At 71.7% G+C, this 23,413-nt stretch carries 22 protein-coding genes; 8 read left to right on the plus strand and 14 right to left on the minus strand.

What is annotated here, in order from left to right; translation table 11 throughout:
* Positions 1–3: 3 nt before the first annotated feature.
* Genes L3i22_RS29570 through L3i22_RS29580 form a run of 3 tightly spaced genes read right to left on the minus strand, consistent with a single transcriptional unit; the run spans position 4 to position 1,801 of the window.
* Positions 4–723 carry an anti-sigma factor domain-containing protein gene (locus L3i22_RS29570; RefSeq protein ID WP_221320798.1) on the minus strand — a complete coding sequence of 240 codons (720 nt, stop codon included), beginning with the start codon at positions 721–723 and terminating at the stop codon, positions 4–6.
* On the minus strand, positions 720–1,304 hold the full coding sequence (gene sigK / locus L3i22_RS29575; protein ID WP_221320799.1) for an ECF RNA polymerase sigma factor SigK: 585 nt from the start codon (positions 1,302–1,304) through the stop codon (positions 720–722). Before sigK ends, L3i22_RS29570 begins: the two co-directional genes overlap by 4 nt.
* 5 nt (positions 1,305–1,309) lie before the next feature.
* Entirely contained in the window at positions 1,310–1,801 is a 492-nt protein-coding gene (locus L3i22_RS29580; protein ID WP_221320800.1) for a phospholipase, read from the minus strand.
* A gap of 121 nt (positions 1,802–1,922) precedes the next feature.
* Here L3i22_RS29580 and L3i22_RS29585 point away from each other — a divergent pair, with 121 nt between their 5' ends.
* Together L3i22_RS29585 and L3i22_RS29590 are read left to right on the plus strand one after the other, a co-directional pair.
* Entirely contained in the window at positions 1,923–2,693 is a 771-nt protein-coding gene (locus L3i22_RS29585; RefSeq protein ID WP_221320801.1) for an SDR family NAD(P)-dependent oxidoreductase, read from the plus strand.
* Between the two features lie 62 nt (positions 2,694–2,755).
* Positions 2,756–4,210, plus strand: coding sequence for a serine/threonine-protein kinase (locus tag L3i22_RS29590; RefSeq protein WP_221320802.1), 1,455 nt, complete (start codon positions 2,756–2,758; stop codon positions 4,208–4,210).
* A gap of 114 nt (positions 4,211–4,324) precedes the next feature.
* Here the strand turns inward: L3i22_RS29590 and L3i22_RS29595 are convergent, their stop codons facing one another.
* Positions 4,325–4,594 carry a hypothetical protein gene (locus tag L3i22_RS29595; protein ID WP_221320803.1) on the minus strand — a complete coding sequence of 90 codons (270 nt, stop codon included), beginning with the start codon at positions 4,592–4,594 and terminating at the stop codon, positions 4,325–4,327.
* Positions 4,595–4,748: 154 nt separating this feature from the next.
* Here L3i22_RS29595 and L3i22_RS29600 point away from each other — a divergent pair, with 154 nt between their 5' ends.
* Positions 4,749–5,453, plus strand: a complete 705-nt coding sequence (locus L3i22_RS29600; RefSeq protein ID WP_221320804.1) for a sulfotransferase — start codon at positions 4,749–4,751, stop codon at positions 5,451–5,453.
* Between the two features lie 89 nt (positions 5,454–5,542).
* Here L3i22_RS29600 and L3i22_RS29605 read toward each other — a convergent pair whose 3' ends face one another.
* Both L3i22_RS29605 and L3i22_RS29610 read right to left on the minus strand, forming a co-directional pair.
* Positions 5,543–6,469, minus strand: coding sequence for an aminotransferase class IV (locus L3i22_RS29605; protein WP_221320805.1), 927 nt, complete (start codon positions 6,467–6,469; stop codon positions 5,543–5,545).
* Between the two features lie 182 nt (positions 6,470–6,651).
* Entirely contained in the window at positions 6,652–7,200 is a 549-nt protein-coding gene (locus L3i22_RS29610) for a hypothetical protein (protein ID WP_221320806.1), read from the minus strand.
* Between the two features lie 140 nt (positions 7,201–7,340).
* Here L3i22_RS29610 and L3i22_RS29615 point away from each other — a divergent pair, with 140 nt between their 5' ends.
* Positions 7,341–11,342, plus strand: coding sequence for a tetratricopeptide repeat protein (locus L3i22_RS29615; protein WP_221320807.1), 4,002 nt, complete (start codon positions 7,341–7,343; stop codon positions 11,340–11,342).
* A gap of 7 nt (positions 11,343–11,349) precedes the next feature.
* Here the strand turns inward: L3i22_RS29615 and L3i22_RS29620 are convergent, their stop codons facing one another.
* The 5 genes from L3i22_RS29620 to L3i22_RS29640 all read right to left on the minus strand — a co-directional run bounded on the left by L3i22_RS29620 (position 11,350) and on the right by L3i22_RS29640 (position 16,946).
* Complete coding sequence (locus L3i22_RS29620; protein WP_221320808.1) at positions 11,350–12,738, minus strand: Dyp-type peroxidase; 1,389 nt, start codon at positions 12,736–12,738, stop codon at positions 11,350–11,352.
* A gap of 129 nt (positions 12,739–12,867) precedes the next feature.
* Positions 12,868–13,791 carry an NADP-dependent oxidoreductase gene (locus L3i22_RS29625; RefSeq protein ID WP_221320809.1) on the minus strand — a complete coding sequence of 308 codons (924 nt, stop codon included), beginning with the start codon at positions 13,789–13,791 and terminating at the stop codon, positions 12,868–12,870.
* Between the two features lie 46 nt (positions 13,792–13,837).
* On the minus strand, positions 13,838–14,581 hold the full coding sequence (locus L3i22_RS29630) for an ABC transporter permease subunit (protein WP_255657251.1): 744 nt from the start codon (positions 14,579–14,581) through the stop codon (positions 13,838–13,840).
* Complete coding sequence (locus L3i22_RS29635; protein WP_221320810.1) at positions 14,578–16,041, minus strand: ABC transporter permease subunit; 1,464 nt, start codon at positions 16,039–16,041, stop codon at positions 14,578–14,580. Before L3i22_RS29635 ends, L3i22_RS29630 begins: the two co-directional genes overlap by 4 nt.
* The gene (locus L3i22_RS29640; RefSeq protein WP_221320811.1) at positions 16,038–16,946 is read right to left on the minus strand and encodes an ABC transporter ATP-binding protein; all 909 of its coding nucleotides are present in this window, start codon (positions 16,944–16,946) and stop codon (positions 16,038–16,040) included. The genes L3i22_RS29635 and L3i22_RS29640 overlap by 4 nt, the downstream gene beginning before the upstream one ends.
* Before the next feature lie 86 nt (positions 16,947–17,032).
* On the opposite strand from L3i22_RS29640, the gene L3i22_RS29645 reads away from it, so the two are divergent.
* Positions 17,033–17,695, plus strand: coding sequence for a response regulator transcription factor (locus tag L3i22_RS29645; RefSeq protein ID WP_221320812.1), 663 nt, complete (start codon positions 17,033–17,035; stop codon positions 17,693–17,695).
* The gene (locus tag L3i22_RS29650; protein WP_221320813.1) at positions 17,692–18,969 is read left to right on the plus strand and encodes a HAMP domain-containing sensor histidine kinase; all 1,278 of its coding nucleotides are present in this window, start codon (positions 17,692–17,694) and stop codon (positions 18,967–18,969) included. Before L3i22_RS29645 ends, L3i22_RS29650 begins: the two co-directional genes overlap by 4 nt.
* Before the next feature lie 67 nt (positions 18,970–19,036).
* Here L3i22_RS29650 and L3i22_RS29655 read toward each other — a convergent pair whose 3' ends face one another.
* The gene (locus tag L3i22_RS29655) at positions 19,037–20,365 is read right to left on the minus strand and encodes a hypothetical protein (protein ID WP_221320814.1); all 1,329 of its coding nucleotides are present in this window, start codon (positions 20,363–20,365) and stop codon (positions 19,037–19,039) included.
* 151 nt (positions 20,366–20,516) lie between these two features.
* Positions 20,517–21,125 carry a TetR/AcrR family transcriptional regulator gene (locus L3i22_RS29660; protein ID WP_221320815.1) on the minus strand — a complete coding sequence of 203 codons (609 nt, stop codon included), beginning with the start codon at positions 21,123–21,125 and terminating at the stop codon, positions 20,517–20,519.
* Between the two features lie 76 nt (positions 21,126–21,201).
* Here L3i22_RS29660 and L3i22_RS29665 point away from each other — a divergent pair, with 76 nt between their 5' ends.
* The gene (locus L3i22_RS29665; protein ID WP_255657252.1) at positions 21,202–21,357 is read left to right on the plus strand and encodes a hypothetical protein; all 156 of its coding nucleotides are present in this window, start codon (positions 21,202–21,204) and stop codon (positions 21,355–21,357) included.
* 125 nt (positions 21,358–21,482) lie between these two features.
* Positions 21,483–22,886, plus strand: coding sequence for a site-specific integrase (locus tag L3i22_RS29670; RefSeq protein ID WP_221320816.1), 1,404 nt, complete (start codon positions 21,483–21,485; stop codon positions 22,884–22,886).
* Here L3i22_RS29670 and L3i22_RS29675 read toward each other — a convergent pair.
* A complete protein-coding gene (locus tag L3i22_RS29675) occupies positions 22,795–23,259 on the minus strand; it encodes a helix-turn-helix transcriptional regulator (RefSeq protein ID WP_221320817.1) in 465 nt (154 codons plus the stop codon). The two genes, L3i22_RS29670 and L3i22_RS29675, sit on opposite strands and share 92 nt — an antisense overlap.
* Positions 23,260–23,413 lie beyond the last annotated feature (154 nt).

Genomic DNA, 23,413 nt, shown 5'->3' on the forward strand with positions numbered 1-23,413 from the left:
GGCCTACGCCAGATCGACCTTGGCCTCGAGGGGCGCGGTCGGGGTCGCCGACTCCGGGGCGTTCTCCACCGTGACGCCGACCGCGGCCGCGCTGGGCAGGTCCGGAACGACCTGGGCGGACGTGGACTGGCCCTCGTCGAGCGCGCCGGCCGACGCCGGGACGCCCGAGCGGATCGTCCACAGCTGGTAGACCTTGCCGCCGGCCGGGGCGTGGTCGGCATCCAGCACGATCACGCCCGCGTCCCGCGCCTCGGACGTGGCGACCCGGACCCGGCCGCCACTGAGCAGGGGCTGCTCGTGCCACACCACGTCCGGGGCGGTGAGGATCGCGGCGAGCGTCTGCTCACGCCGTACCCGCTGATCTTGAATGGCATAGACGGCCGCGCCCGCGCCGACCGCCGCGAGCACGACGGCGGCCGCGGCGACCCACCGCAACCGGCGCGCCGGCCGGATGGCCGCCGCAGCCTTGGCCGAGGTCTTGGCCGGGGTCTTTGCCGGAGCCTGCGGGGTCTCGGCGATCCGGGCGAGGACGTCGTCACGCAACTGCGGCGGCGGCACCGACCAGGAGCCGGTGGCCAGCCGGGACGCGGTCTCGCGCAGCTCGTCGGCCTCGGCCCGGCAGCTCTCGCACTCGCGCAGGTGGCGGTCGAAGGCGGCCCGTTCGAGGTCGTCGAGGGCGTCCAGCGCGTACGCCCCGACCAGGGAGTGGATGTCCGCGGTCACGCCGTCACCTCCACGCCCAGGCAGTCGCGCAGGCGGATCAGGCCGTCGCGCATCCTGGTCTTGACCGTGGCCAGCGGGACGTCCAGCACCTTCGACACCTGCGGGTAGGAATGACCATCGTAATAGGCGAGCGTGACGGCCTGCCGCTGCAGGGCGGTGAGGTCGCCGAGGCAGTCCCGGACCTGTTCGCGCTCCAGCCGGCCGGTCACCTCGTCGGCGACCTCGTCGTACGGCGTGTCCAGGGAGGCCGCGCCGACGCTGCGGGTCCGGTCGGACGAGGCCTGCTCGGCGCGGGCCCGGTCGACGGCCCGGCGGTGCGCGATCGTGAACATCCAGGCGGTCGGCGACCCGCGGGACGGGTCGAACCGGGCCGCGGTGCGCCAGATCTCGACCAGCACCTCCTGCGCGACCTCCTCGGCCTGCGCCGAATCCCGCAGGACCCGCCGGATCAGGCCGAACACCCGGGGCGCGATCAGGTCGTACAGCCGGCCGAAGGCTTTCTGGTCGCCCTTGGCGACCGCCTCCAGCAGGCCGGCGGCATCGGACACCGCGGGGATGTCACCGATACCGGGCTCTGCCATGCGCCTCAGGATACGTTTCCGGCACCGGCTGTCACCTCCGCAGGGTCGACCGGGGCGAGGGTGCCGAAAATCGACACCGCCCGGTAGTAGACCCAGGCCAGGGTCAGGCAGCCCGGGCGGGCCGCGGACGGGTAGGTGGCGCACTTGCGCTTGAGGTCGGTGTAGAGAGCGACGTCGATCCGGTTCTTGTTCGCGCCGAAATCCCCGGCGATCTTGTAGTTGTGGTACCCGAAGTCGTGCCGCCAGCAGGCGAGCCGGAAGTCGAAGCCGAGCGGCCGGTCCGGGCTCGCCGAGCAGTAGTCGGTGCCCCAGTCGAAGTAGTCGTACGCGTCGCGGTCCAGGCGCGCCGCGGTCCAGGCCTGATAGCTGGCGGCGGTGGTCTGGGTGAAGGACGCGAGCACGGCGAGCCGGTCCGGCGCGGTGGCGGCCCGGGCGGGCGCGGCGGTGCCGGCGACCACGGCCGACACGGCCGCCAGGGCGACAAGACTGCGGTACATCCGGGGCCTCCTCGGGGCGGGGCCGCTCAGTCTGGCCGCCGCGGCCGGGCCGGGGCATTGGTTACCGTCGCTGTTTGCCGGCCGCCGCGCAATCGGGCCCGGCGGCCGCTACGGTTCGAGGATGATCGATTCCGCACGTCTCGTCGTGGTCTCCGGCGGCGCGACCGGCATCGGGCGGGCGATCGCCCGCCGCTTCGCCGGGCACGGCGACCGGGTGGTGATCGTCGGCCGGCGGCGCGAGCTCCTGGACCGGGCCGCCGCGGAGATCGGCCGGACCGCCGGGACCGGGCGGGTGATCCCGGTCGGCGCCGATCTGACCGACCCCGGCCAGGTGCGCGACGCCGCGGACCGGATCATCGGCCTGGGCCCGGTGGACGTCCTGGTGAACAACGCCGGCGCGATCGTCACCCCGCCCGACGGCGCCGGGCTCGGCGCGCTGGCCGCCGCCTGGCGCCGCGACCTGGACACCAACCTGATCACCGCGGTGCTGCTGACGAACGCGCTGCTGGAGCGGCTGAGCCGGCCCGGCGGCCGGGTCGTCATGATCAGTTCGGCGGCCGCGCAGCGGGGTGGCTCCGGCCCGCACTCGGCCGGGTCGTACGCGGCGGCCAAGGCCGCCCTGCACGGGTGGGCGCTCGGGCTGGCCCGCCAGCTCGGCCCGGACGGGATCACGGTCAACGTCCTGGCCCCGGGCTACATCCAGGACACCGACATCTTCCACGGCCGGGACACCCCCGAGTTCACCGCCAGCAAGATCGCCGACACGCTGGTCGGCCGCCCGGGGACGCCGGCGGAGGTCGCGGCCGCCGTCGCCTACATCGCCTCGGCCGAGGCCGGCTACCTCACCGGCCAGATCATCGGGCTCAACGGCGGCGCCGTGCTCGGTCGATAAAGGACCCATCCGGGCCGGCCCCGGCTCCGAATCCCCGGCGGACGAGGACTCGGGGGTGCGCGATGACCGGCGTGGACAGGACCGACGATCGGGTGGGTGGCCGCTACCGGCTGCTGGAGGTCGTCGGCTCCGGCGGGATGGGCCGGGTCTGGCGGGCCGAGGACGATCTGCTGCTGCGGACCGTCGCGGTCAAGGAGATCACCGTGCCCTCGTCCGCGACGCTGGTCGCCGAGGCGATGCGGGAGGCGCGGGCGGCCGCCCGGCTCGACCATCCCGGCGTGGTCAAAGTCTTCGACGTGGTGTGGCGGCAGGGGCGCTGCTGGATCGTGATGGAGTACGTCGAGTCACGATCGCTGCAGCGGGTGATCCGGGAGGACGGGCCGTTGCCGTACCGGGAGGTCACCCGGATCGGCCTGGCCGTCCTCGCCGCCCTGCGCAGCGCGCACGCCGCCGGTGTCCTGCACCGCGACGTGAAGCCGGACAACGTGCTGCTCGCCCCGGACGGCCGGGTGGTGCTGACCGATTTCGGACTGGCGACGGTGGGTGGGGCGGACGGCGGGCCGGATCCACGGCTCGGGTCGCCGAGCTACATCGCGCCGGAGCGCCTGGAGTCCGGGGACGCCGGGCCGGCGTCCGACCTGTGGTCGTTCGGGGCGATGCTGTACGCCGCGGTCGAGGGCCGGCCGCCGTTCGCCCGCCCGGACGCCGCCGCGTCGATGCGGGCGCTGCTCGCCGAGCCGCCGGATGCGCCGGAACTGGCCGGGCCGCTCGCGCCGGTGATCCTCGGGCTGCTCGACAAGGCTCCCGCCCGGCGGCCGTCCGGGGCGGAGGCCGAGGCGCGGCTGCGGGCGGTGCTCGCACACCGTCCCGGGCGGCGCCGGACCCGGCTGATCCTGGCGTCGCTGGCGGTGCTCGGGCTCGCCTCCACGGTGACCGTTATCGGCCACCAGTCGCAGGGCCCGCACTCCCTCCTGCCCGCCGCGATGCTGTCCCTTCCGGCCGCGCCGCCCACCGAGGCGCTCGCGGTCAGCGCGCCGAGCCCGTGCGGAACCTCCGGCGTCGCCGTCACCCCCGCGACCCGCGGCGTCCCGGCGGATCTCCCGGCCGGCTGGATCTGGTTCCGCGACCCGGCCGGCTTCGCCCTGGCCCTGCCGCCGGGCTGGCGCCGCTCCCCCGGCGACTCCGACTCGCCCAGCGACGACGGCGTCTGCTTCAGCGACCCGTCCGGCCACCAGGCGCTCACCGTCCGGACGGTCGCCGCGGGCCCGGCCACGCCGTACTGGGCGAAGCAGGAGGCGGCCGGCCGCCTGCCCGGTTATCGCCGCCTCCGCCTCGGCCCGGACTGGGAGTACACCTGGCATCCGGCCGGGGCCGCGGTCCGCCACGAGCGCCGGGTCCTGGTGTCCGCTTCGGATCACCAGTCCTACCTGCTGCGCTGGCGGGCCGCGGAGATCGACTGGCCGGCCGCCGACCCGATCCAGCGCGCCATGATCGCCCGTTTCCGCGCAATGCCCTGAGTCAGAAAAAATCCAACAATCAACCGATTTTCCCGTACGCGGTGAGCAGCGCCCCGCCCACGGTGGCGACGGACCCGGCGATCCGGGCCGAGCACCGGCCCCGTGCCGCTCCGGTCAGGCGTCGTCGCCCGGGACCGACATCGGATGGCGCACCTCGTCGCGCGCGGCGAGCCCCTCGACCGCGCGCCGGTACTGCTCCGGGCTGATCTCCCGCTCGAGCAACTGGCCGACGAGGACGCCCTCCAGGCTGTCCGGCGCCCGCTTCCGGCCCTCGGCGACCGGCTCGGATGTCGGCGTGGCCCGCGCGGAAGACGAAGTGGACGGCCAGACCGCCCACACCCCGATGGCGAGCGCGGTCAACCACAACAGGATCACGATGATCATCGCCACCCCTTCCATCGATTCATCCTCGCCCCGCGGGGTACCGGGCGGCAAGGTCCAAAGTCCCGGCCCGATCATGCGATGCCCGGGCAAGTCGGTACCCCGAGATCACGCCGGAACACTTCGCGGCGGGCGAGTTCGGTGTCAGCATGGTCCGATGACGATCCGAGTCGCTATGTGGTCGGGGCCGCGGAACATCTCGACGGCCATGATGCGCAGTTTCGGCGAGCGCCCGGACACCCTGGTGGTCGACGAGCCGCTCTACGCCCACTACCTCGACGCGACCGGGATCGATCACCCCGGGCGGGAGCTGGTGCTGGCCAGTCAGCCGCGCCGGTGGGAGGACGTGGCGGCCGGGCTGACCGGTCCGCTGCCCGGCGACCCGGCCGTCTTCTACCAGAAGCACATGACCCATCACCTGCTGCCGGGCATCGGGCGGGAGTGGCTGGGCGGGCTCACCCACGCGTTCCTGATCCGGGATCCGGCGCACGTGGTCGCGTCGTACGCCAAGGTCCGCGGCGAGCCGACCCTGGAGGACCTCGGGTACCCGCAGCAGGCGGAGATCTTCCGGGCCTTCGGCGGGCCGGTCGTCGAGGCGTCCGACGTGCTCCGCGACCCGGCCGGCACGCTGGGCCGGCTCTGCGCGGCCCTCGGCTTCGCCTTCGACCCGGCGATGCTCTCCTGGGCGCCGGGTCCGCGGCCTGCCGACGGGGTGTGGGCGCCTTTCTGGTACGACGCGGTCAACGCGTCCCGTGGCTTCGCCGCCTACGATCCCCGGCCAGCCGTGGTGCCGGACCGCCTCGTCCCGCTGGTCGAGGCGGCTCGGCCGTACTACGCGGAGCTGGCCCAGCACCGCCTCTGACCTGCTCCTCAACCCCGGCCCGCCACTGCCCCGTGCCCGGGTTCAACCCCGGCCTGGCGCCGCCCCGGCCCCCGGCCGGGCCCGCGGCCTCAGTCCTGGACCGCCGCCGCCGGCTCGTCGATCACTCGCTCGCCGTGGAGGGCGGCGTGCTCCTGGTAGCGCCGGGCGATCCGCTGGGTCATCGGGCCGACCCGGCCGGTACCGATCGTCCGGCCGTCGATCGTGGTGACCGCCGCGATCTCGCCCATCGTGCCGGTGCAGAAGACCTCGGCGGCGGTGTACATCTCGGCGAGGGACACGTCCCGCACGGTCGCCGGGATGCTGTCGGTGGCGGCCAGTTCCAGCACGGTCTGCCGGGTGATCCCCTCCGGGCAGGCGGCCGTGGTCGGGGTGACCAGGGCGCCGTCCACGACCGTGAACAGGTGGGTCGCGTTGGTCTCCGCCACGAAACCGCGCTGGTCGAGCATCAGCGCGTCGTCGGCGCCGGCCGCGTTCGCCTCGATCTTGGCGAGGATCGAGTTGAGCAGGTTGTTGTGGTGGATCTTCGGGTCGAGCACGTCCGGGCCGGGGCGGCGGACGCTCGCCGTGATCAGGGTGAGGCCGCCGGTGTCGTAGACCGGCGGCTTGTGCTCGGCGAGGACGATCAGCGTCGGACCGTCCCGGTTGAGACGGGGGTCCATACCGCTGGTGACCTTACGGCCGCGCGTCAGCGTCAGGCGGACGTGCACCCCGTCGTACATCGAATTGGCTTGTAAGGTCTCCCGGACCGCCTCGATGATCGTCTCGTCGGCGGGGATCTCGGCGAAGCCGAGGACGGCCGCCGACCGGCGCAGCCGGGCAAGGTGCGCGCCGAGCCCGAAGATAGCGCCGCGGTACAGCCGCAGCCCCTCCCAGACGCCGTCGCCGCCCTGCACGACCGAGTCGAACGGCGAGATCCCGGGCTCGTCGCGGTGCAGGAGGCGGCCGTTCACCCAGTAGCGCAGATCGCGGTTGCGCTCGTCGTATCGCTGCAGCATCCCTCAGTTCTATCCGGTGATCCACCCGGCCGGCACGGTTCCCGCGGTGTGGTGACCGATCAATCGGAAATGGAGCAGGGTAGATCGGCCCGGTTCATCGCCCTACGATCCACATCGGACAATCAGAAATTCCCTGGACCGAGCGACCAGCCGGTACCTGGGTCGCGGTCAGCTCTGACGCCTTACGGGCAGTTTTCGTCGCAGTCGCCGAGCGGGATCAGCAGGTCGGCGCTGTCGCGCTCGGGCGGCCAGAAGCCGTCGAAGCTGACCGCGATCCAGTCGCTGGCCGGCGGCCGGTCGAAGTCGAACCGGTAGCTGCCGTAGTACTGCAGCTCCTTGGTGACGCTCTCCTCGCCGGGCGGAACCGGGTTCCAGTACTGGACGGCGAGGACGTAACGGTCATCGCCCGTGCTGGAGAACTCCATGGTGGCCTGCTGCCGTGGGATGCTGATCCATCGGTCGAGTACGATCCTCTCCGGGTCGGGCAGATCCAGCGAGGGAGTCCCCTCGGTGATCTGCACGTCCGCGAGGCGACGGGGCAGCTCGCTCGGTTGGAACGGCTTGTCGTTCAGGGTCAGGCCGGTCTGCCACGGCTCGCCGTCGCGGGTCGGTGGCGGGGAGACAACCTGCAGCCGCCGATAGAGCGCCGGGGCTGGATGCGTCGTCGACACTTCGACCTTGGCATACGGACGGTCGAGAGGAGCCCCCACCGCGAACCGGAGAGCATGCACACATGCACCGGCCAACTCGAAGGCCGCCTCGCTAACCCCAATACCCGTCATGACTAAGCCATCTCCCTGACCGAACTACCAACACACCAACGACAACGGATGATCCGGACGTCGAGAATCGAAGGGTGGCCATACCAGGCATGGCCGACGTTCCTTCTCGTCCCACCCCGCAGATCGCGGACGACCTCACCGCGACCTGGCGGTCGTACCTGCCAGAGCATGCCATCGATCTCCTGCGGACGGCCGAAACTGTCGGCAATCCGCCGATGATCCAACACGACGACGCGGTTGTCCTCTTCGCCGATGTCGCCGGTTTCACCGCGATGGCCGAGAGCCTGGCCGGATCCGGCAGCTTCGGCACCGAGCGCCTGACCTCGGTGATCAATCGCTGGTTCGCGGTCACGGCGGAGGCGATCACCAACGCCGGAGGCAGCGTGGTGGACTTCGCCGGGGACGCGCTGGTCGGTCTGTTCCGGCACACGCCGGAATCGGCCCCGGCGGTGGCTCGCCGGGCGATCCACTGTGCGGAGCTGATCCGCGAGGCCACCGCTTCGGTCACCCCCGTGCCCACCCCGAACGGACAGCGGTCGCTGGCCATCCGTGTCGGCCTGGCCAGTGGCCCGCTGCATCTGATGGTGCTCGGCGACCCGGCCATCCGGTTGCAACATCTCGTCGCCGGGCCGGCGCTGGACCGTGCGGTCGCGGCCCTGCATCGCGCCGAGCGGGACGAGATCGTCGTCGACGCGGACCTGCTGGAACAGGCCGCTCCGGACGCTCCGCCTCTCCCGGTGGTCCAGGAGGAGCCGATCGCCGACCTGGAGGAGTTGCTGACGCCGTTCCTGCACCCGGCGATCCGGGCGCGTCTCCGGTCCGGCCGGAACGAGCTGGTGAACGAGCATCGGAAGGTCACCACCGCGTTCGTCCGGCTGCCGGACCTGTCGGTGGACGATCCGCAGACGATCGAGGCGTTGCAGCGCTATCTCGGCGCGGGGGTGGCGATCATCGATCGCTACGGCGGTCACCTCCGTCACCTGATGGCCGACGACAAGGGCACCGTGCTGGTCGCGGTGTTCGGGACCCCGGTCAGCCACGAGGACGACGAGGAACGAGCGCTGCGGTGCTGCCTCGAACTGCTTGCCCTGCCCGATGGTCCGTATCGGGGCGGGGTGACCACTGGCCAGGTGTTCTGTGGCGAGGTCGGCTCGGACATCCGCCGCGAGTACGCGGTTGTCGGCGACACGGTCAACCTGGCCGCCCGGCTGATGCAGGCGGCACCGCCCGGGCATCTTCTGATCGATCAGGCCACCCACGACCGGGTGGGCGACCTCATCCTCGGCGGCCGACCGGCCGCAGTGAGCGCCAAGGGCAAGACCAGTCCGGTTCCGGTGTGGATCGTTCGAGAGGCACGCGAGGTCGGCCCACCGGTGGCCGCTCCGGCGCCGGCACGGGGGCCCCTCGTCGGCCGCGCCCCGGAGTTGGGTCTCCTCGACGCATTCGCCCAGCACGTGCGCGCCGGCCGGGGGCAGCTCATCTGGCTGCACGGCGAGGCCGGCATCGGGAAGACCCGGCTCGCCGACGAGGTGTGCCGCCGGACCAGGGAGCTGGGCTTCACCGAATACGGTGGCGGCTGTCGGTCACAGGGCCGCAGCACCAGTTACCTGGTGTGGCGGCCGATCTGGCGGGAACTCCTCGGCGTGGACCGGGACCAGCCGATCTCGGCGCAGCGCGCAACTCTCACCGAGCGCGCCGCCCGGTACGGCGGCTCCGGCCTGCGCGCCCCGTTGCTCGCCGCCGTGGTCAACGTGCCGATGACGGACACCGAGCTGACCGCCCAGCTCGAACCGGCCGGCCGTGAGGAGCTGCTCCGTTCCACCCTGCTCTCCTGCCTGCGCGATCGAGCGGCGGCCGGGCCGTTGATCCTGAGCCTGGAGGACTGTCACTGGATCGATCCGGCCTCGCTGGCGTTGCTGGAGCATCTCGTCCATCACATCGCGGACCTTCCGGTGTTGGTGGTGGCCACCTCGAGGGAGCCCATGCCGGAGCGGCTCGCCGGCCAGACACATGTCGCCGATCTGCGGCTGGACCAGATGACCGACGAGGACGCCGAGCAACTCGCCGCCCTGCGGTTCCGCGAGCGATACGGTCCTGACGCGGCCGTGGCGCCGGAAGTGCTGCACCAGGTCTCGGAGCAGGCCGGCGGCAACGCGTTCTACATCGAGGAACTGATCAGCTACCTGCACGGTGGTGGCGTCGATCCGGGCGATCCACGCGCGCTCGCCGGTGTGGCGGTGCCGGACAGCCTGCAACGTCTGGTCATGGCCCGTATCGATCAGCTCAGCGACGACCAGAAGGCCACCCTCAAGGTGGCGAGCGTGATCGGCCGGCGGTTCCAGCCGCCTTGGATCACATCGGTGTACCCGGCGGCCGGGACGATCATTCAGGTCGCGGGCCACCTCAATCATCTACAGACGCTGGATCTGACGCCCCGAGTGCACAACGAAGCCGAACCGGAGTATGAGTTCAAGCACCCGGTCACTCAGGAAGCCGCGTACCAGAGCATCACCTACGACACCCGGGCTTCGCTGCACGAGCGAATCGGTCAGTTCATCGAGGACTACTACGCCGACCGGCTCCCCCAGTACGTCGACGTCCTGGCTCACCACTACGCGCGGACCGAGCGGACCGACAAGCAGCGCACCTGGTTCCGGGCCGCCGGCGACCGGGCCAAGGCGATCTTCGCCAACGAGACGGCGACCTACTACTACGGATTGCTGCTTCCGCTGCTGTCCGAGGCGGAGAGCGCGGAGCTCCACGTCGAGATCGGCAGCGTCAATCAGCACACCGGGCAATGGACCGAGGCCGAGGATCACTACCTTCAGGCGATGCGGCTCGCCCGCACCACCAAACGGCGCGATGTCCTCGCCGGTGCCCAGCGGCAGCTCGGAGACCTGCTGACCTACACCCGCTCGGACGCGGAGCCGGTCACCTGGCTGCAGCGGGCGCTCACCGAGTTCGAACAGCTGGGCGATGCCGAGGGTCAGTCCCGCACGATGAACCGGATCACCTTCGCGCTGTACCGGCAGGGCTCCTATGCCGAGGCTCTCACGATGGCCCAGCGTCATCTGGCCATGGCCCGCGAGACCGGCGACCTCGCCGCGATGAGCGCGGCCCTGGGGCACACCGGACTCGTCTACGTCAACACCGGCCGGATCGAAGAGGCACAGGAGCACTTCCGGCGGGCGCTGACGACGGCCGAGGAGGCCGGTGACCGGCAGGCCATGCTCCTCTCGGCCGCCAATCTCGGACTGGCCCTGATGCGGGGCGCCGACCACGCCCAGTCGATCGCCTCCTACCGGTATGCCCTGGACGTCGCCCGGGACATCGGCGCCGGGCATACCGGCACCATCACGGTCGGGAACATGGGTGAGATCTACCGCTACGAGGGTGACTTCGAGCCCGCCCGGACCTGCGCCGTCCACTCCCTGCGTGTCGGCCTCGAACTCGGCGACTGGCTGATAGTGGCCGACCAGCTCTCCAACCTGGGTGCCATCGCCGCCGCCGAGGGCGACAGCGACGAGGCGCAACATCTCTTCGAGCGTGCCGTGGAACTTGCGCGCCGGCTCAACGCGCCCTACTACCTGTGCGACTGGTTGCACCGGCTCGCCCGGCTGCACCTGGCCGCCGGCCGAGCCGCCGAAGCCGAGCGACTCAACGGCGAGGCCCTCCAGATCGCCGAGGAGCAGGATCAGCGGGACGCCCGGGTCAGCGCCTACATCCTGTCCCTCCGGCTGCGGGTCCGAGCCGGGCACCTGCCACCCGGCGCCGCGACCGACATGCTGCGCAAGGCGAGCGAGGAGTGGAGCGAGCCGCACGAGGTCGCGGCCCTGCTGGACGCGGTCTGGCAGCTCGACCCGGACGACGACCACGCCCGGACGACGGCCGCGGACATCTACCGCACGCTCTACGAAAGGGCTCCGAGCATCGAGTATCGCCATGCCTACCGGCAGCTGACCGGCGAGCTGTTGCCACCCGGCCCGCCGCTTCCGGAGTTGCCCGCATGGATCGCCGCCGAGGGTGGTGCGGATCTCGACGACCTGCTGCGGCGGATCGACCGCTCGGCGCCGGAGCCCCGAGCGGCCTGAACCCCAGCTAGCCTCCGACGATCGTGTTGCCGGAGAGCAGGTGGAGGGCGCGGATCGACGGGGCGAAGGCGTACACCGCGCCGGTGGTCGTCACGAACCCGCCGAACGCGGCCGCCGGGATCCCCCGCACCACCTCGGGCGCCAGCGTCTCCCCCGCGACCTGCGCGTTCGGCCCCAGGACCGGGTCGAGGCCGTCGACGCCGGGCGCCGACCGGCCGTACCGGGAAAGGGTTGACGCCGGGAATCCGGGATCGCCCGCCCACCGCCGCTGCACGTACTCGAACTGGTCCTCGATGTTCGCCATGTACGCGTTGAACAGCATCCCGCGCTCCAGCCCGTCGTCGGGCAGCCCGCGGTCCAGCCGGGAGCCGAACGGGATGCCCCGGCGCAGCATCTTGTGCCCGCGGTCGCGGAACACGCCGTCCTCGCGCGGGTTGACCTTGCGGATGTGCGCGTACCGCGGCGTGCGGGTGCCCGCGTCGTCGCCGTGGTACGTGAACGCGTTCAGCTCTCCGTCGTGCACGGGCGCGGCGAGCGGCCGCCCGTCGAGGTGCCGTCCGAGCGCGCGGGCGGCGGCGTCCTCGGGCGTGTCGCCGTCCGGGCCGGCCATCGCCGACATGTGTCCCCACCAGCCGGCCACGTCCTGCCGGAGCCGGCGGAACACCTGGAACGAGCCGTCCCGCATCCACGGGGCCGGGGTCGGCCGCGGCGTCCAGGACGGCGGGCGCCGCTCGCCCGGGTAGCCGAGCACGAACTCGCCGGCGGCGATGACCGCCGCGCCGGGGCGCACGGTGTCGGCGAAGCCGCGGACCCCCGGCTGGGAGATGCCGTCGGCGAAGCCGAAGTGCTCGATGCGCTTGCCGTCGTCGTTGCGCAGCGCGTCGCCCCACTGGACGAGCAGCACCTCGAGGCCGTGCCGGGCCGCCTCGCGGACCTCGCCCTCGACCGCGTCCTGCAGCCCGCTCAGGTCGTGGGCGGCGACGGTGAGCAGCGCGTCGACAGGCCGGCCCGGACCGCCGACCACCCACTGTGCCGGGTCGCCGGGGCCGAGGTCGCCGAGCAGGGCCGGCGCGCTGGTGATCGCGCCGGCGTCGTCGAGGCGGGTGCCGAGCGGCCCCTGCCAGAACGCGGCGTGCCCGACCAGGTCGCCGGACACCTCCGGGTGCAGCAGGACCAGGCCGGACGAGGTCAGGCCGACGTTCAGCAGGGCCCGCTCGTGACGCTGCCGCGGCACGTCGTCGGATCCGGTGGCGCGAGTGGCCGCCGTGGCCAGCCAGGACCGTGCGCCGGGGCGGTCGCTGCGGAACGACAGGAAGAGAAAGGCCTGGTGGTCGCCACGGAACGGCCGCAGGATGTTGCCCTGGATCTGGGATGAGTCGGACAGCGGGGATGCCATCGTCGGAACGCTCCTGCTTCGGTTCGGGTGGATCAGGCATTGATTGCCTTCGGACGATCCCCGACCGTAGCCCGATCCGGCACCCCTCCTGTCGCAAATCCGTCGATCAATGAAGCCCACTCGTGACCATCAGTCCACGGTGATCACCACCTTGCCGCGGCCGTGGCGGGACTCGACGTCCCGATGCGCGTCGGCGGCGCGCTCCAGCGGATAGGTGGCGCGCACGTGGATCCGCAGCCGGCCCCGGGTGTGCAGGGCGACGAGTTCGGCGAGCCGGGCCGCGGACCGCGCCGGCGGGGTGACCCGGATGCCGAGCTCCGCCGCCCTGCCGTGCTCGACCAGGGTGAGGATCCGGCTCCGGTCGGCGACCAGGTCGAGGGAGACGGCCAGCGCGTCACCGCCGGCGCCGTCGAGCACCGCGTCGACCCCGTCCGGCGCGGCTTTCCGGAGTCGTTCGAGCAGGCCCTCGCCGTACTCGACGGGTTCGGCGCCGAGTTCGCGAAGGTACTCGTGGTTCTCCGGCCGGGCGGTCGCGATCACCGTGGCGCCCCGGTCGACGGCCAACTGCACCGCGGCGGTGCCGACCCCGCCGGCCGCCGCGTGGATCACCACGGTGTCCCCCGCCTCGACACCCAGCGTCTCGAGTGCGATGTGCGCGGTCTGCGACCCGGCGCTGAAGCCGCCCGCCACCTCCCACGGCATGCCGGCCGGTTTGACCACCACCTGGTCGGCCGGGACGACCACGAACTCCGCGTACGCGCCGAGGCGCCCGAATCCCAGCACCTCCGCGCCGAGCGCCACGCCGCCGCCCGGATCGGCCGGCGCGGCGCCGACCTGGTCGATCACGCCGGCGAACTCGTTGCCGGGGATCCGGGGCAGGTCCCCCGTCAACCCGGGTGGGGTCCAGCCCGCCCGGAGCGCGCAGTCGAACGGCTGCACCCCGGCGGCCCGAACCCGCACCCGGACCTGCCCCGGCCCCGCCTCGGGCGTGACCGGCTCCATCAGGCGAAGCACGTCCGGCCCGCCGGGCTCGAAGAATCCCGCTGCTCTCATGGCAAACGAGTCTCCGATCTCAACCCGGGTTGAGGTCAACCCCGCCTCAGGCATCACGGCTCCGCAGCACGATCGCCCCGGCCGTCAGGGCGGCCAGCGTCCACAGCGCGAGCACGCCCAGCCCCTTCCACGGGTCGATCAGCGGATCGGTGGCCGTGGACTGGACGGCCAGGCCGGCGCTGACCGGCGCATACTTCTCGAAGCGGTCGTGCCAGGTCTGGTCGCTGACGACGGTGATGATGATCGGAACGGCGTAGAGCACGGCGAGCACCGTCCCGATCGCCGCCGCCGGGCTGCGCACCGCGGTGGCGAGACCCAGGCTGAGCAGCGCGATCAGCACCAGGTAGAGCACCGACCCGGCGGCCGGCCGGAGCATCGCGTGATAGGCGGGCAGCAGGATCTCGCCGGCCGCGACCGCACCGGCCACCGCCAGGGCCGCCGCGACCGTCACCACGGCGGCGACCACGACCGCCTTGCCCAGCAGGACCGGCAGTCGCCGGGGCACCGCCGCGAGGGTCACGGTGATCATGCCGGTGCTGTACTCGTTCCCGATCGCCAGGACCGCGAGGATGGCCACCGCGGCCTGCCCGAGTTGCACGCCGGTCAGCGCGACGTCCGCCCCGCAGGTTCCGCCGGAGCAGGCCGCGGCCACGATCGCGCTGAGCCCGGCCGTCCCGGCGACGACCAGGAGGAGCAGCCCGAACGTGCCCGGCGAGGTCCGCAGTTTGGTCCACTCCGCGTGCAGGGCCCGGCCGGGCTGCAGGGCCCGGCCGGGTGTCGCCGTGCTCACGCGTCCCTCCGGCGCAGGAGCACCGCGGCGGCGGCCAGGACCAGCACGGTCCAGCCCACCAGGACCGCGAGGCCGGCCCACGGCGAGAGCGGGAAGTACCCGGTGGCGGGGGTGTACTGGTCGTCCACCTGCGGGTACTGCTTCACGGCCTGCTGCAGGGCGAAGGCCGCGGCCGGGGTGACGCTCAGCAGCCGCCGGGCGGCCTCGGCCGGCAGCACCGACACCGCCAGCAGGTACGGCAGCACGATGGTCACGATCGCCACGGTGACCGCAGTGACGCTGCGTCGCAGGAGCGTGCCCAGCCCGAGCGCCAGCACCGCGGAGACGGCGAGCAGCGCGCCGGTGCCGGCGACGATCCGCACCTCGGTCATCGTGGACGCGTGCAGCAGGCCCACCCCGTTGGCCCGCAGCACCCGTTGTCCGAAAACGACCACGATCGCGGCCGCGACGACGCCGCTGACGAACGTGACCCCGCCGACCACCGCGGCCTTCGCGGCGAGCACGTGCAGGCGCCGGGGGCCGGCCGCCAGGGTGGTGCGGATCAGGCCGCGCCGGTACTCCGTGCTCATGAAGACCGCGCCGAGCACGACCACGGCGATCAGGCCGGTGAACGTCCCGACCAGGGTCTGCGTGACCGAGACGCCCGCGCCGGTGGGACCGACGTCGCCGGAGCCGGTCAGTTGGAAGGCCGTGCCGTTCTGCTCGGGGTCGGGCAGGTCGGACCAGTCCGGCCGGCCGCCGATCCAGTCGGTGTGCCAGGCCGTGCCGCTCCAGCCCGCGCCCGGTGTGAGCTGCTCGAACGCGGCGGTCGCCCGGCTCGGCCCGCCCTCCGAGCCGTTGAGCAGGCCCTCGTGGAACTCGACGCTGTACTGCGGGGAGGTGACGAACAGCCCCACCTCCGCGGTGGCCGGCAGCCCGGTGAGGCGCGTGGAGCCGACGTCCGTCCAGGTGGTGCCGTCGGCGGAGGCCTCGGTCGTGACGGTCTCCCCGGTACGGGACAGGCGAAGCCATCGGGGCCCGGTGCCGGACGGACCGGCCTTGTCGTGGGTGAAGTCCCACTGCATGCGCACGCCGTGTGCGCCGGTGAGCAGGACCGCGGCGTACGTCGAACCCGGTTTTGTCCCGGATTTGATCATGAGACCGGCCTTGGCCCAGGGTGCCAGCCCGGGGCGATCGACGCCCGGCCCGCCGAAGATCGCGCCGGTCAGCGACGCGACGCGGACGGTGACGCTGCCGTCGCCGGCGAGCGGCTGATGCACGAACGTGAAACCGTCCCGCACCTCCTCGCCGCCCGGCCCGACCAGCGGCGTGCACTCCGACGCCGGCCCGTGCTTCCCGCAGGACCCGGACATGCCCGGGGCCAGCCCGAACAGCATGATCAGACCGGCCGCGGCGACCACCCCGAGCACCCAGCCGCGCACGGTCCGGAATTTGGTCCACTCGGCACGCAGCAGACTCATCGCGGAGCCTCCGCCCGGAACTCGACCGCGTCGCGGGTCAGCTCGAGATAGGCGTCCTCGAGGGTGGCCCGGTGGGCCGCGAGCTCGGAGAACGCCACACCGTGCCGCTGCAGCACCGCCACGATCGACTCCGCCGGCAAGCCGGCGATCGAAAGACCACCATCGCCGGCAGGCGTGACCTCGGCTCCGGCCGCGGTCAGGATTTCCGGCGCCTCCGGCGATTGCGTGTGTACGGTGATCCGGCCGCCGGACGCCGACTTGAGCAGCTCAGCGACGGTCGCGTCGGCGATGACCCGCCCGCGCCCGACGACGATCACGTGGTCGGCGGTGCCCTGCAACTCCCCCATCAGATGGCTGGAGACCAGCACAGCGCGGCCCTGGCCGGCGAGCGAGCGCAGGAAGCCGCGCATCCAGATGATGCCCTCCGGGTCCATCCCGTTGAACGGCTCGTCCAGCATCAGCGCCGGCGGGTCACCGAGCAGCGCGGCGGCGATGCCGAGCCGCTGCCGCATGCCCAGCGAGAAGCCGCCGGCCCGGCGCCGGGCGACCCCGCCGAGCCCGGTCTGCTCCAGCACCTCGTCGACCCGGCGGGCGCCGAGGCCCTGCGAGTGGGCCAGCCACAACAGGTGGTTGCGGGCCGTGCGGCTCGGCTGCAGCGCGCCGGCGTCGAGCAGCGAGCCGAGGTGCCGCATCGGGTCGGCCAGCTCGCGATACCGCTTACCCGCCACCAGCGCGTGGCCGGCGTCCGGCGCGTCCAGGCCGAGGATGACGCGCATGGTGGTCGATTTGCCGGCGCCGTTCGGCCCGACGAAGCCGGTGACCAGGCCGGGACGCACCTCGAAGGTCATGCCGTCCAGCGCGACGGCGCTGCCGTATCGCTTCCGTATTCCGCTGACGAGAATCATGGCTGCCGTTCTACGCCGCGGCCGGTGTCAGCCAGGTGTCAGCGGCTGTCACCTGGTTGTCACCTCCGGCCTGGCATCGTGGACGGATGCGAGTTCTGGTGGTTGAGGATCACGAAGTTCTGACCCGGGCGATCGGGGTCGGCCTGCGCCGCGAGGGCATGGCCGTCGACCTGGCGTTCGACGGTGACGAGGCGCTCGACCGGCTGTCGGTCAATCGCTACGAGGTGGTGGTGCTCGACCGGGACTTACCCGGCACCCACGGCGACGAGGTGTGCCGAAGAATAGTCGCGAAGCATCAGAGCAGCCGGGTGCTGATGCTGACCGCGTCCGGCACGGTTCGCGACCGGGTCGAGGGCCTGGGGCTCGGCGCCGACGACTACATGCCCAAGCCGTTCGACTTCGCCGAGCTGGTCGCGCGGATCCGGGCGCTCGGCCGGCGCCCGTCGGTGCTGGTGCCACCGGTGCTGCGGGCCGGCGACCTGACGCTGGACCCGACGCTGCGGGTCGCCTCCCGCGGCGGGCGCCGGCTCGACCTGAGCCCGAAGGAGTTCGGCCTGCTGGAGTGCCTGCTCGCCGCGGGTACCCGGCCGGTGCCGGCCGAGGAGCTGCTGGAGCGGGTGTGGGACGAGGCGGCCGACCCGTTCAGCACGGTGGTGAAGACGACCGTGCGCCGGCTGCGGAACAAGCTCGGCGCCCCGCCGATCGTGCACACCGTGCGCGAGGGTGGCTACCGGGTCGGTGAGCCATGACCCTGCGAACCCGGCTGATGCTGCTCTACGCGGTGCCGTTCTTCGTGGTCGGGTCGGTGCTGGTGACCGTGCCGCTGCTCGGCGTGCGGGAGTCCGCCCCGGTGGGCAGTGGGCCGGATCCGCATCCGGCGCCGGAGGTCACCCACTTCCCGATCGGCACCTGGGCGGTGGCGCTGGCCGGGCTGGTGATCGCGTCGTTCGCCCTGGGCTGGGTGGTGTCCGGGCGGTACCTCCGGCCGCTGCGCACGATGACCGAGACGGCCCGGGAGATCTCCGCGACGAACCTGCACCGCCGGCTGGGCGGCACCTCGCGGACCAGGGACGAGCTGACCGAGCTGGCGGCCACGCTGGATCAGCTGTTCGGGCGGCTGGAGATGTCGTTCACGTCGCAGCGGCACTTCGTGGCGAACGCCTCGCACGAGCTGCGCACGCCGCTGACCGCGGAGAAGACGCTGCTCCAGGTGGCCCTCGCCGACCCGGACGCGTCGGCCGGGTCGTTGCGGGAGACGTGCGAGCAGCTGCTCCTGCTGACCGACGCGCAGGAGCGGCTCATCGACGCGCTCCTCACCCTCGCCGACGGCCAGCAGGGCGTGGAGCGGCCGATCCAGATGGACCTGGCCGAGATGACGGCTACCGTCCTGGCCGCCCGGCCGGCCGGTGGGGTGTCGGTGGAGAGCCGGTTGGCGCCGACCCTGATCTGGGGCGACACCCGGCTGATGGAGAGCCTGGTGATCAACCTGGTCGACAACGCGATGCTGCACAACGTGCCGGGTGGCCGGGTCGAGGTGGTCACCGAGCCGTTCCAGCGCGAGGTCACGGGTCCCGGCTTCCACGGCCCCCTCGGCCCCCTCGGCCCCCTGGATAGACGACCCGATGAACGTTCCGGCAACGGCTCCACGGACGAACCACCAGGCGCGGGTTCCGGCCGAGGCCGCACGGAACGGCGAGGCCGCACGGAAGGCCGCGGCCGCACGGAAGGCCGCGGCCGGGCAGAGGGCCGAGACGACGGGCGTTCCGACGGTGGCCGGGCCGATGGGCGGATCACGATCCGCAACACCGGGCCGGTGGTGCCGCCGGAGGAGCTGAAGCGGCTGTTCGAGCCGTTCCAGCGGTTGCACGGCACGCGGCTGCACGGTCGGGGGCACGGTCTCGGGCTGGCGATCGTCCAGGCCATCGCGGACGTGCACGGTGCAGAGGTCGACGCTTGGACCAGGCCCGAAGGCGGCCTCGACATCACCGTCACCTTCCCGGCCGATGCGTTCCCACGGAGCTGACCCGCCATCGGCGCCGTTGCTCGGCGAGTCGCGGCTGCCTTTCGGTCGGCGGGGCTGGGCGCGGGGGTCAGAGGCTTCGGAGGTAGGCGGCGCACTCCTTGTCCACGGTGGTCCACGGCTTGCCGAGGGCGGACTGCGACGCCCCGTCCAGGCCGATGCCGTACTGGACCGCGCCCTGGAAGAACTGGAGCGCCTTGGCCTTGCCGTATTTGTCGATCAGATAGGTCAGCGTGTAGTAACCGACGGCGTACCGGCTGTCGGCGTCGATCAGGCCGGCGCTGTCGGCCGGCGGCTCGACCGCGACCGAGCGGAGCGGTCGCTGCCGCAGCAGGTGGTCCAGGGCGTACCGCTTGCGGTAGGTCGTGACGCCCGGCCGCTGGTTCTGGACGTAGTCGGCCATGCCCTCGACCAGGAACCACACGTCGTCCCGGCCGTAATAGGTGTCGTTGCGCAGGGTGGCGACGTGCGCCAGCTCGTGGGTGAGCAGCTCGTCGGAGAAGCCGGCGGTCAGCTGGGAGTCGAGCACCTCGACCTCGATCCGGTTCGGCCCGGTGGGGAACGCCTGGCCGGCGGTCCATTGGCCGGGGTCGCCGTCGTACCAGCGCTTCCAGGACGCGTCGTCGGCCACGAAGACCCGGTAGCGGTCGATCGGGCCGTCGCCGACCAGGTAGCGGTCCGCGACCGCGGCGGCCTTCTCCGCACGGCGGGACACCTCGTCGAGCCGGTCGCGGTCCGCGATCGGGACGGCGACCAGCGTGCGGGGGCCGACCTTGGACACCAGCTCGGTCGTCTCCCAGGGGCGGCTCAGCGGGCCGGTCTCCCGGGAGGCGCAGGAGACGCAGGGCGACTTGCGGTCGTGCCGCCGGAAGCCGGACAGTCGCAGGCCGTCCGGAGTCTCCACCCACGTGCTGTCGAACACGGCCTCGTCGGTGGCGCAGTCGGTCTCCACGAAGCAGTGGGTCACGATGTGCGTGACCTGCCAGGTGCCCTTCGTCGGCAGGACGTGCGGCTGCACGTCGATGCGCTGGTCGAAGCGGGTCACGTGCAGCGCGCGCAGGGTGCGGAACCGGCGCTGCAACTCGGCCAGCAGCGCCTTGTCGCCCGGTCGCGCGGCGACGGCGAACTTGTCGAAATCGCCGCTGAGCAGGCCCTCGGTCTCGGTCTTCATGGCGGCCCGGACCTCCTGGCCGACCCAGGCCTGGAACTCGGAGGTGGGTGCGCCGGCGCTGGGGCGTGGCCGGCTCGACGGGGTCGCCTCGGGCACCGGCGCCGCCGAGCCCGGCGAGGAGGCGCTGGCCACGGCCGGCGTGGTCCCGGCCCGGCAGGCGCTCAGGGCGCCGGCGGCCAGCAGCGCGGCGGCGAGCGCGGCCCACCACCGGCGGGGATTGATCGTCACGAGCGGGCAGCATAGACGCCCGCAAGATCATCTCGTAGCGGGGTCGGTGCGGACGGTCGACCCGGACCAGGGCTGGCACGGCCAGGATCGCGCAGGGCCGGTGCGGGCGGTCGGCCCGGATCACGGCACGCGCGGCGGTGACCGCGAGGGATCAGTGGGGGTGGTCGGCTCGGATCAGGGCTTGGGCGGCGGTGATGGCGCGGGTGGCGGTGGTGTCGATGGTGAGGGCGCCGCGGTTGAAAAAGCCCTCGGCGAACAGGGTCGTGTAGCCGTGGGCGACCGCGATGATCGCCTCGACCAGGGCGACGGCCTGCTGGTAGGTGCCGACCTCGGTGGCGAACGCCAGGTCCAGGAGCGTCTCCATCAGCGCGCGGGTGTGGGCGCGGCGAGCCTCGTCCGGCACCTCGTACAGCTCCGCGGCGTAGATGACGTGCAGGCCGGCGCCGGTTCGCACCACGTACCGGAAATAGGCCCCCGCCAGCGACGCCAGGCGCGAAGATGGATCGGGCCCGGCCGCGTCGGCGGCCGTCAGGATCGCGGACCGCAGGTCGCGGGCCGCGGCCGCGGAGACCGCGGAGAGAAGGTGGTCACGGTCCGGGAAGTGCCGGTACGGCGCGGCGGAGCTGACGCCCAGCCGGCGCGCGACCGCGGCGACCGAGAAGCGCCGCAGCCCGACCTCGGCGAGCAGCCCGAAACTGGCCTCGACCAGGGCGGCGGGCAGGTCACCGTGGTGGTAACCCCGATCACGCGACTCGCCCATCGTGTCCCCTTGCTCCGGTGTAAGTTCGCTCTTACATTACCAAGTGAGAGACCTCTTACATGAAACTGGGGACAGCATGACCATCCGGCTCGGCTACCAGATCCCGAACTTCACCTACCCCGGTGTGCCGAACGAGCAGCTGTTCGACACGGTGGCCGCGCAGGCCAAGGAGGCCGAGGCCGCGGGCTTCGACACCGTCCTGGTGATGTTCAGTGTCGCTTGTAGACGATGACCTGCAGAAACAGCGTTTATGCAGGTCATCATGCTTGCGCAAACTCGACCGTGCTCGATCGCAGGAGAGCAAATTCGACCGTCTGGTGACCCCGTGGGGAAACGGGGGAAGGTACGGTCCCGTCTATGGCTTCCTCTCCCGAACACCGCGGCAACTCGGTCCGGATCACGTGGTTGCTCGGCGGCAGCCGGGGTGGGGCGAAACAGTCGTGCACCTTCAGCGGACCGCCGGCCGCCCGGCTGAAGCTCGCTCTCGCAGCGAAGAAGCTCGTCGAGGCGCGCAGTCACGACATCACTCGCGATGAGTGTTACGAGGCAATCCTCGGTTCCCCTGCTGCCGGCCCGGATGTGGTGCCTACGTTCAAGATGTGGGCTGAGCAGTGGCTTGAGATGTTGCATCGGACGAAGGCGGTAGAGCCGGAGGTCCTCAAGCAGTACGAGCGCTATCTTCGGATGCGTGCGATGCCGTACTTCGGTCACCGGCGGCTGCCTGATATCACCCGTGAGCATGTTCTTGAGTGGGTGGCACAGCTGAAGTCGGCGCGGGTCACGTATGGGAACAAGAATCGGCGTGTCGGTAACCGTTTACTGAAGGCTTGGACAATCCGCAAGCAGTTCACGATTTTTGCGGCTTGCCTGGGCGCGGCTTCGCCGCGTTGGATTGGGGTCAATCCGGCGGCTGCGGGTCCGGGCGACAGGAAGCGGGTGTTCGGTCTTCCGCCGGTCGGCCCGTCGGAGGGCATTTTTCTTACCGCCGATGAGGTGTCGCTGATTCTTGCGAAGTGCGGGCCTGATCTCCGGGATCTGATCTTCCTGGGGGTTCGGACCGGGTTGCGGATCGGCGAGTTGTTCGCGCTCGATGTTGAGCATGTTGTGTTTCCGAGAACCGGTGGTGCGACCATCTTGGTGCGGCAGAGTCTGCGCGAGGACGGCACGCTTGGAAAGCCCAAGACGCCGGCCAGTGTTCGCGACGTCACGGTCGTTGGACCTGCTGCGGACCTTTTAGCTGCCCGTGTAAAGGGGAAACGCCCTCGAGCGCTGCTGTTCACCAGTCCGCGGGGGTGTAGGTGGAATCATCGCAATTTCCGCCAGCAGTGTTGGTATAAGGCGGTTGCGGCGGCTCAGCGGTGCCCGGAGCATCCGCCGGTCGTGCCGTTGACGGAGAAGGGCAACAAACGGGGCCCGAATATCTACGAGATTTCGGATTGCGGTTGCGAGGGCGTGCTGGCGGCGCACCGTCGGCCGTCGCCGCATGACCTGCGGCACACGCATGCATCGGTGTTGATCGCGCAGGGGTGGCATTTCAGGAAGATTCAGGGCCGGCTGGGTCACGCTCGGTTTCAGACGACTATGGACATCTACGGGCATCTGGCGGATCTGGGCGACGACAGTGAGTTGCTGGGGCTGGAAGATTTCTTTGCGCCGGAGTCCAAGGAGGTTAGGCGTCCTCGCGTAGTTCGCGGATCAGGTTTTCGGCGAGGGCGTCGCGTTCGCGTGCGGCACGTTGCTGGTCTGCGCGTAGCAGCCTGATGATCTTGGCTTTGGTCGCGTCGGGCAAGTCGCTGTTCCGGACGCGGGCAAGAGACGGCTCCTCGTCCTGGCTCAGGGCTGCGTCGTTGGCGTGAGGTGTTGCGGTATCGGGATGTTCGGTGGCCGCTGGCCGTGTCGCGACGGTTGCTTCGCCGCCTTCGGCGATGGTCCGGGCGCTTCCGGCGGTCCAGTGGAGGGCTTGTTCGAGTTTGGCGAGGGTGGTGCGGTCGAAGTTGCTGCGGCGTCCTGTTTCGATGTCGCCGAGGATGCGGTAGCTGATGCCGCTGGCGGTGGCGAGGTCGTCGCGGTTGGGCATCTTGAGTTCGATGCGCCGGCTGATGACGGTGTCGCCGAGGCGTTTCCAGTCTGACATGGCTACATCATGGTGGCGACAAGTGGTGACGTGAAGTAGAGACGTAGGCTTTTCTTGAAGCGTTACTGCAGCGGAACCCGGGGTGGCTCCTGCGGAGCAGGGAGTGGCCGTTGCAGTCTTGCGTCGCCCGATGAGGCGATTAGCCATTTCGAGC

It is taken from the genome of Actinoplanes sp. L3-i22 (assembly GCF_019704555.1).
GTDB lineage: Bacteria > Actinomycetota > Actinomycetes > Mycobacteriales > Micromonosporaceae > Actinoplanes.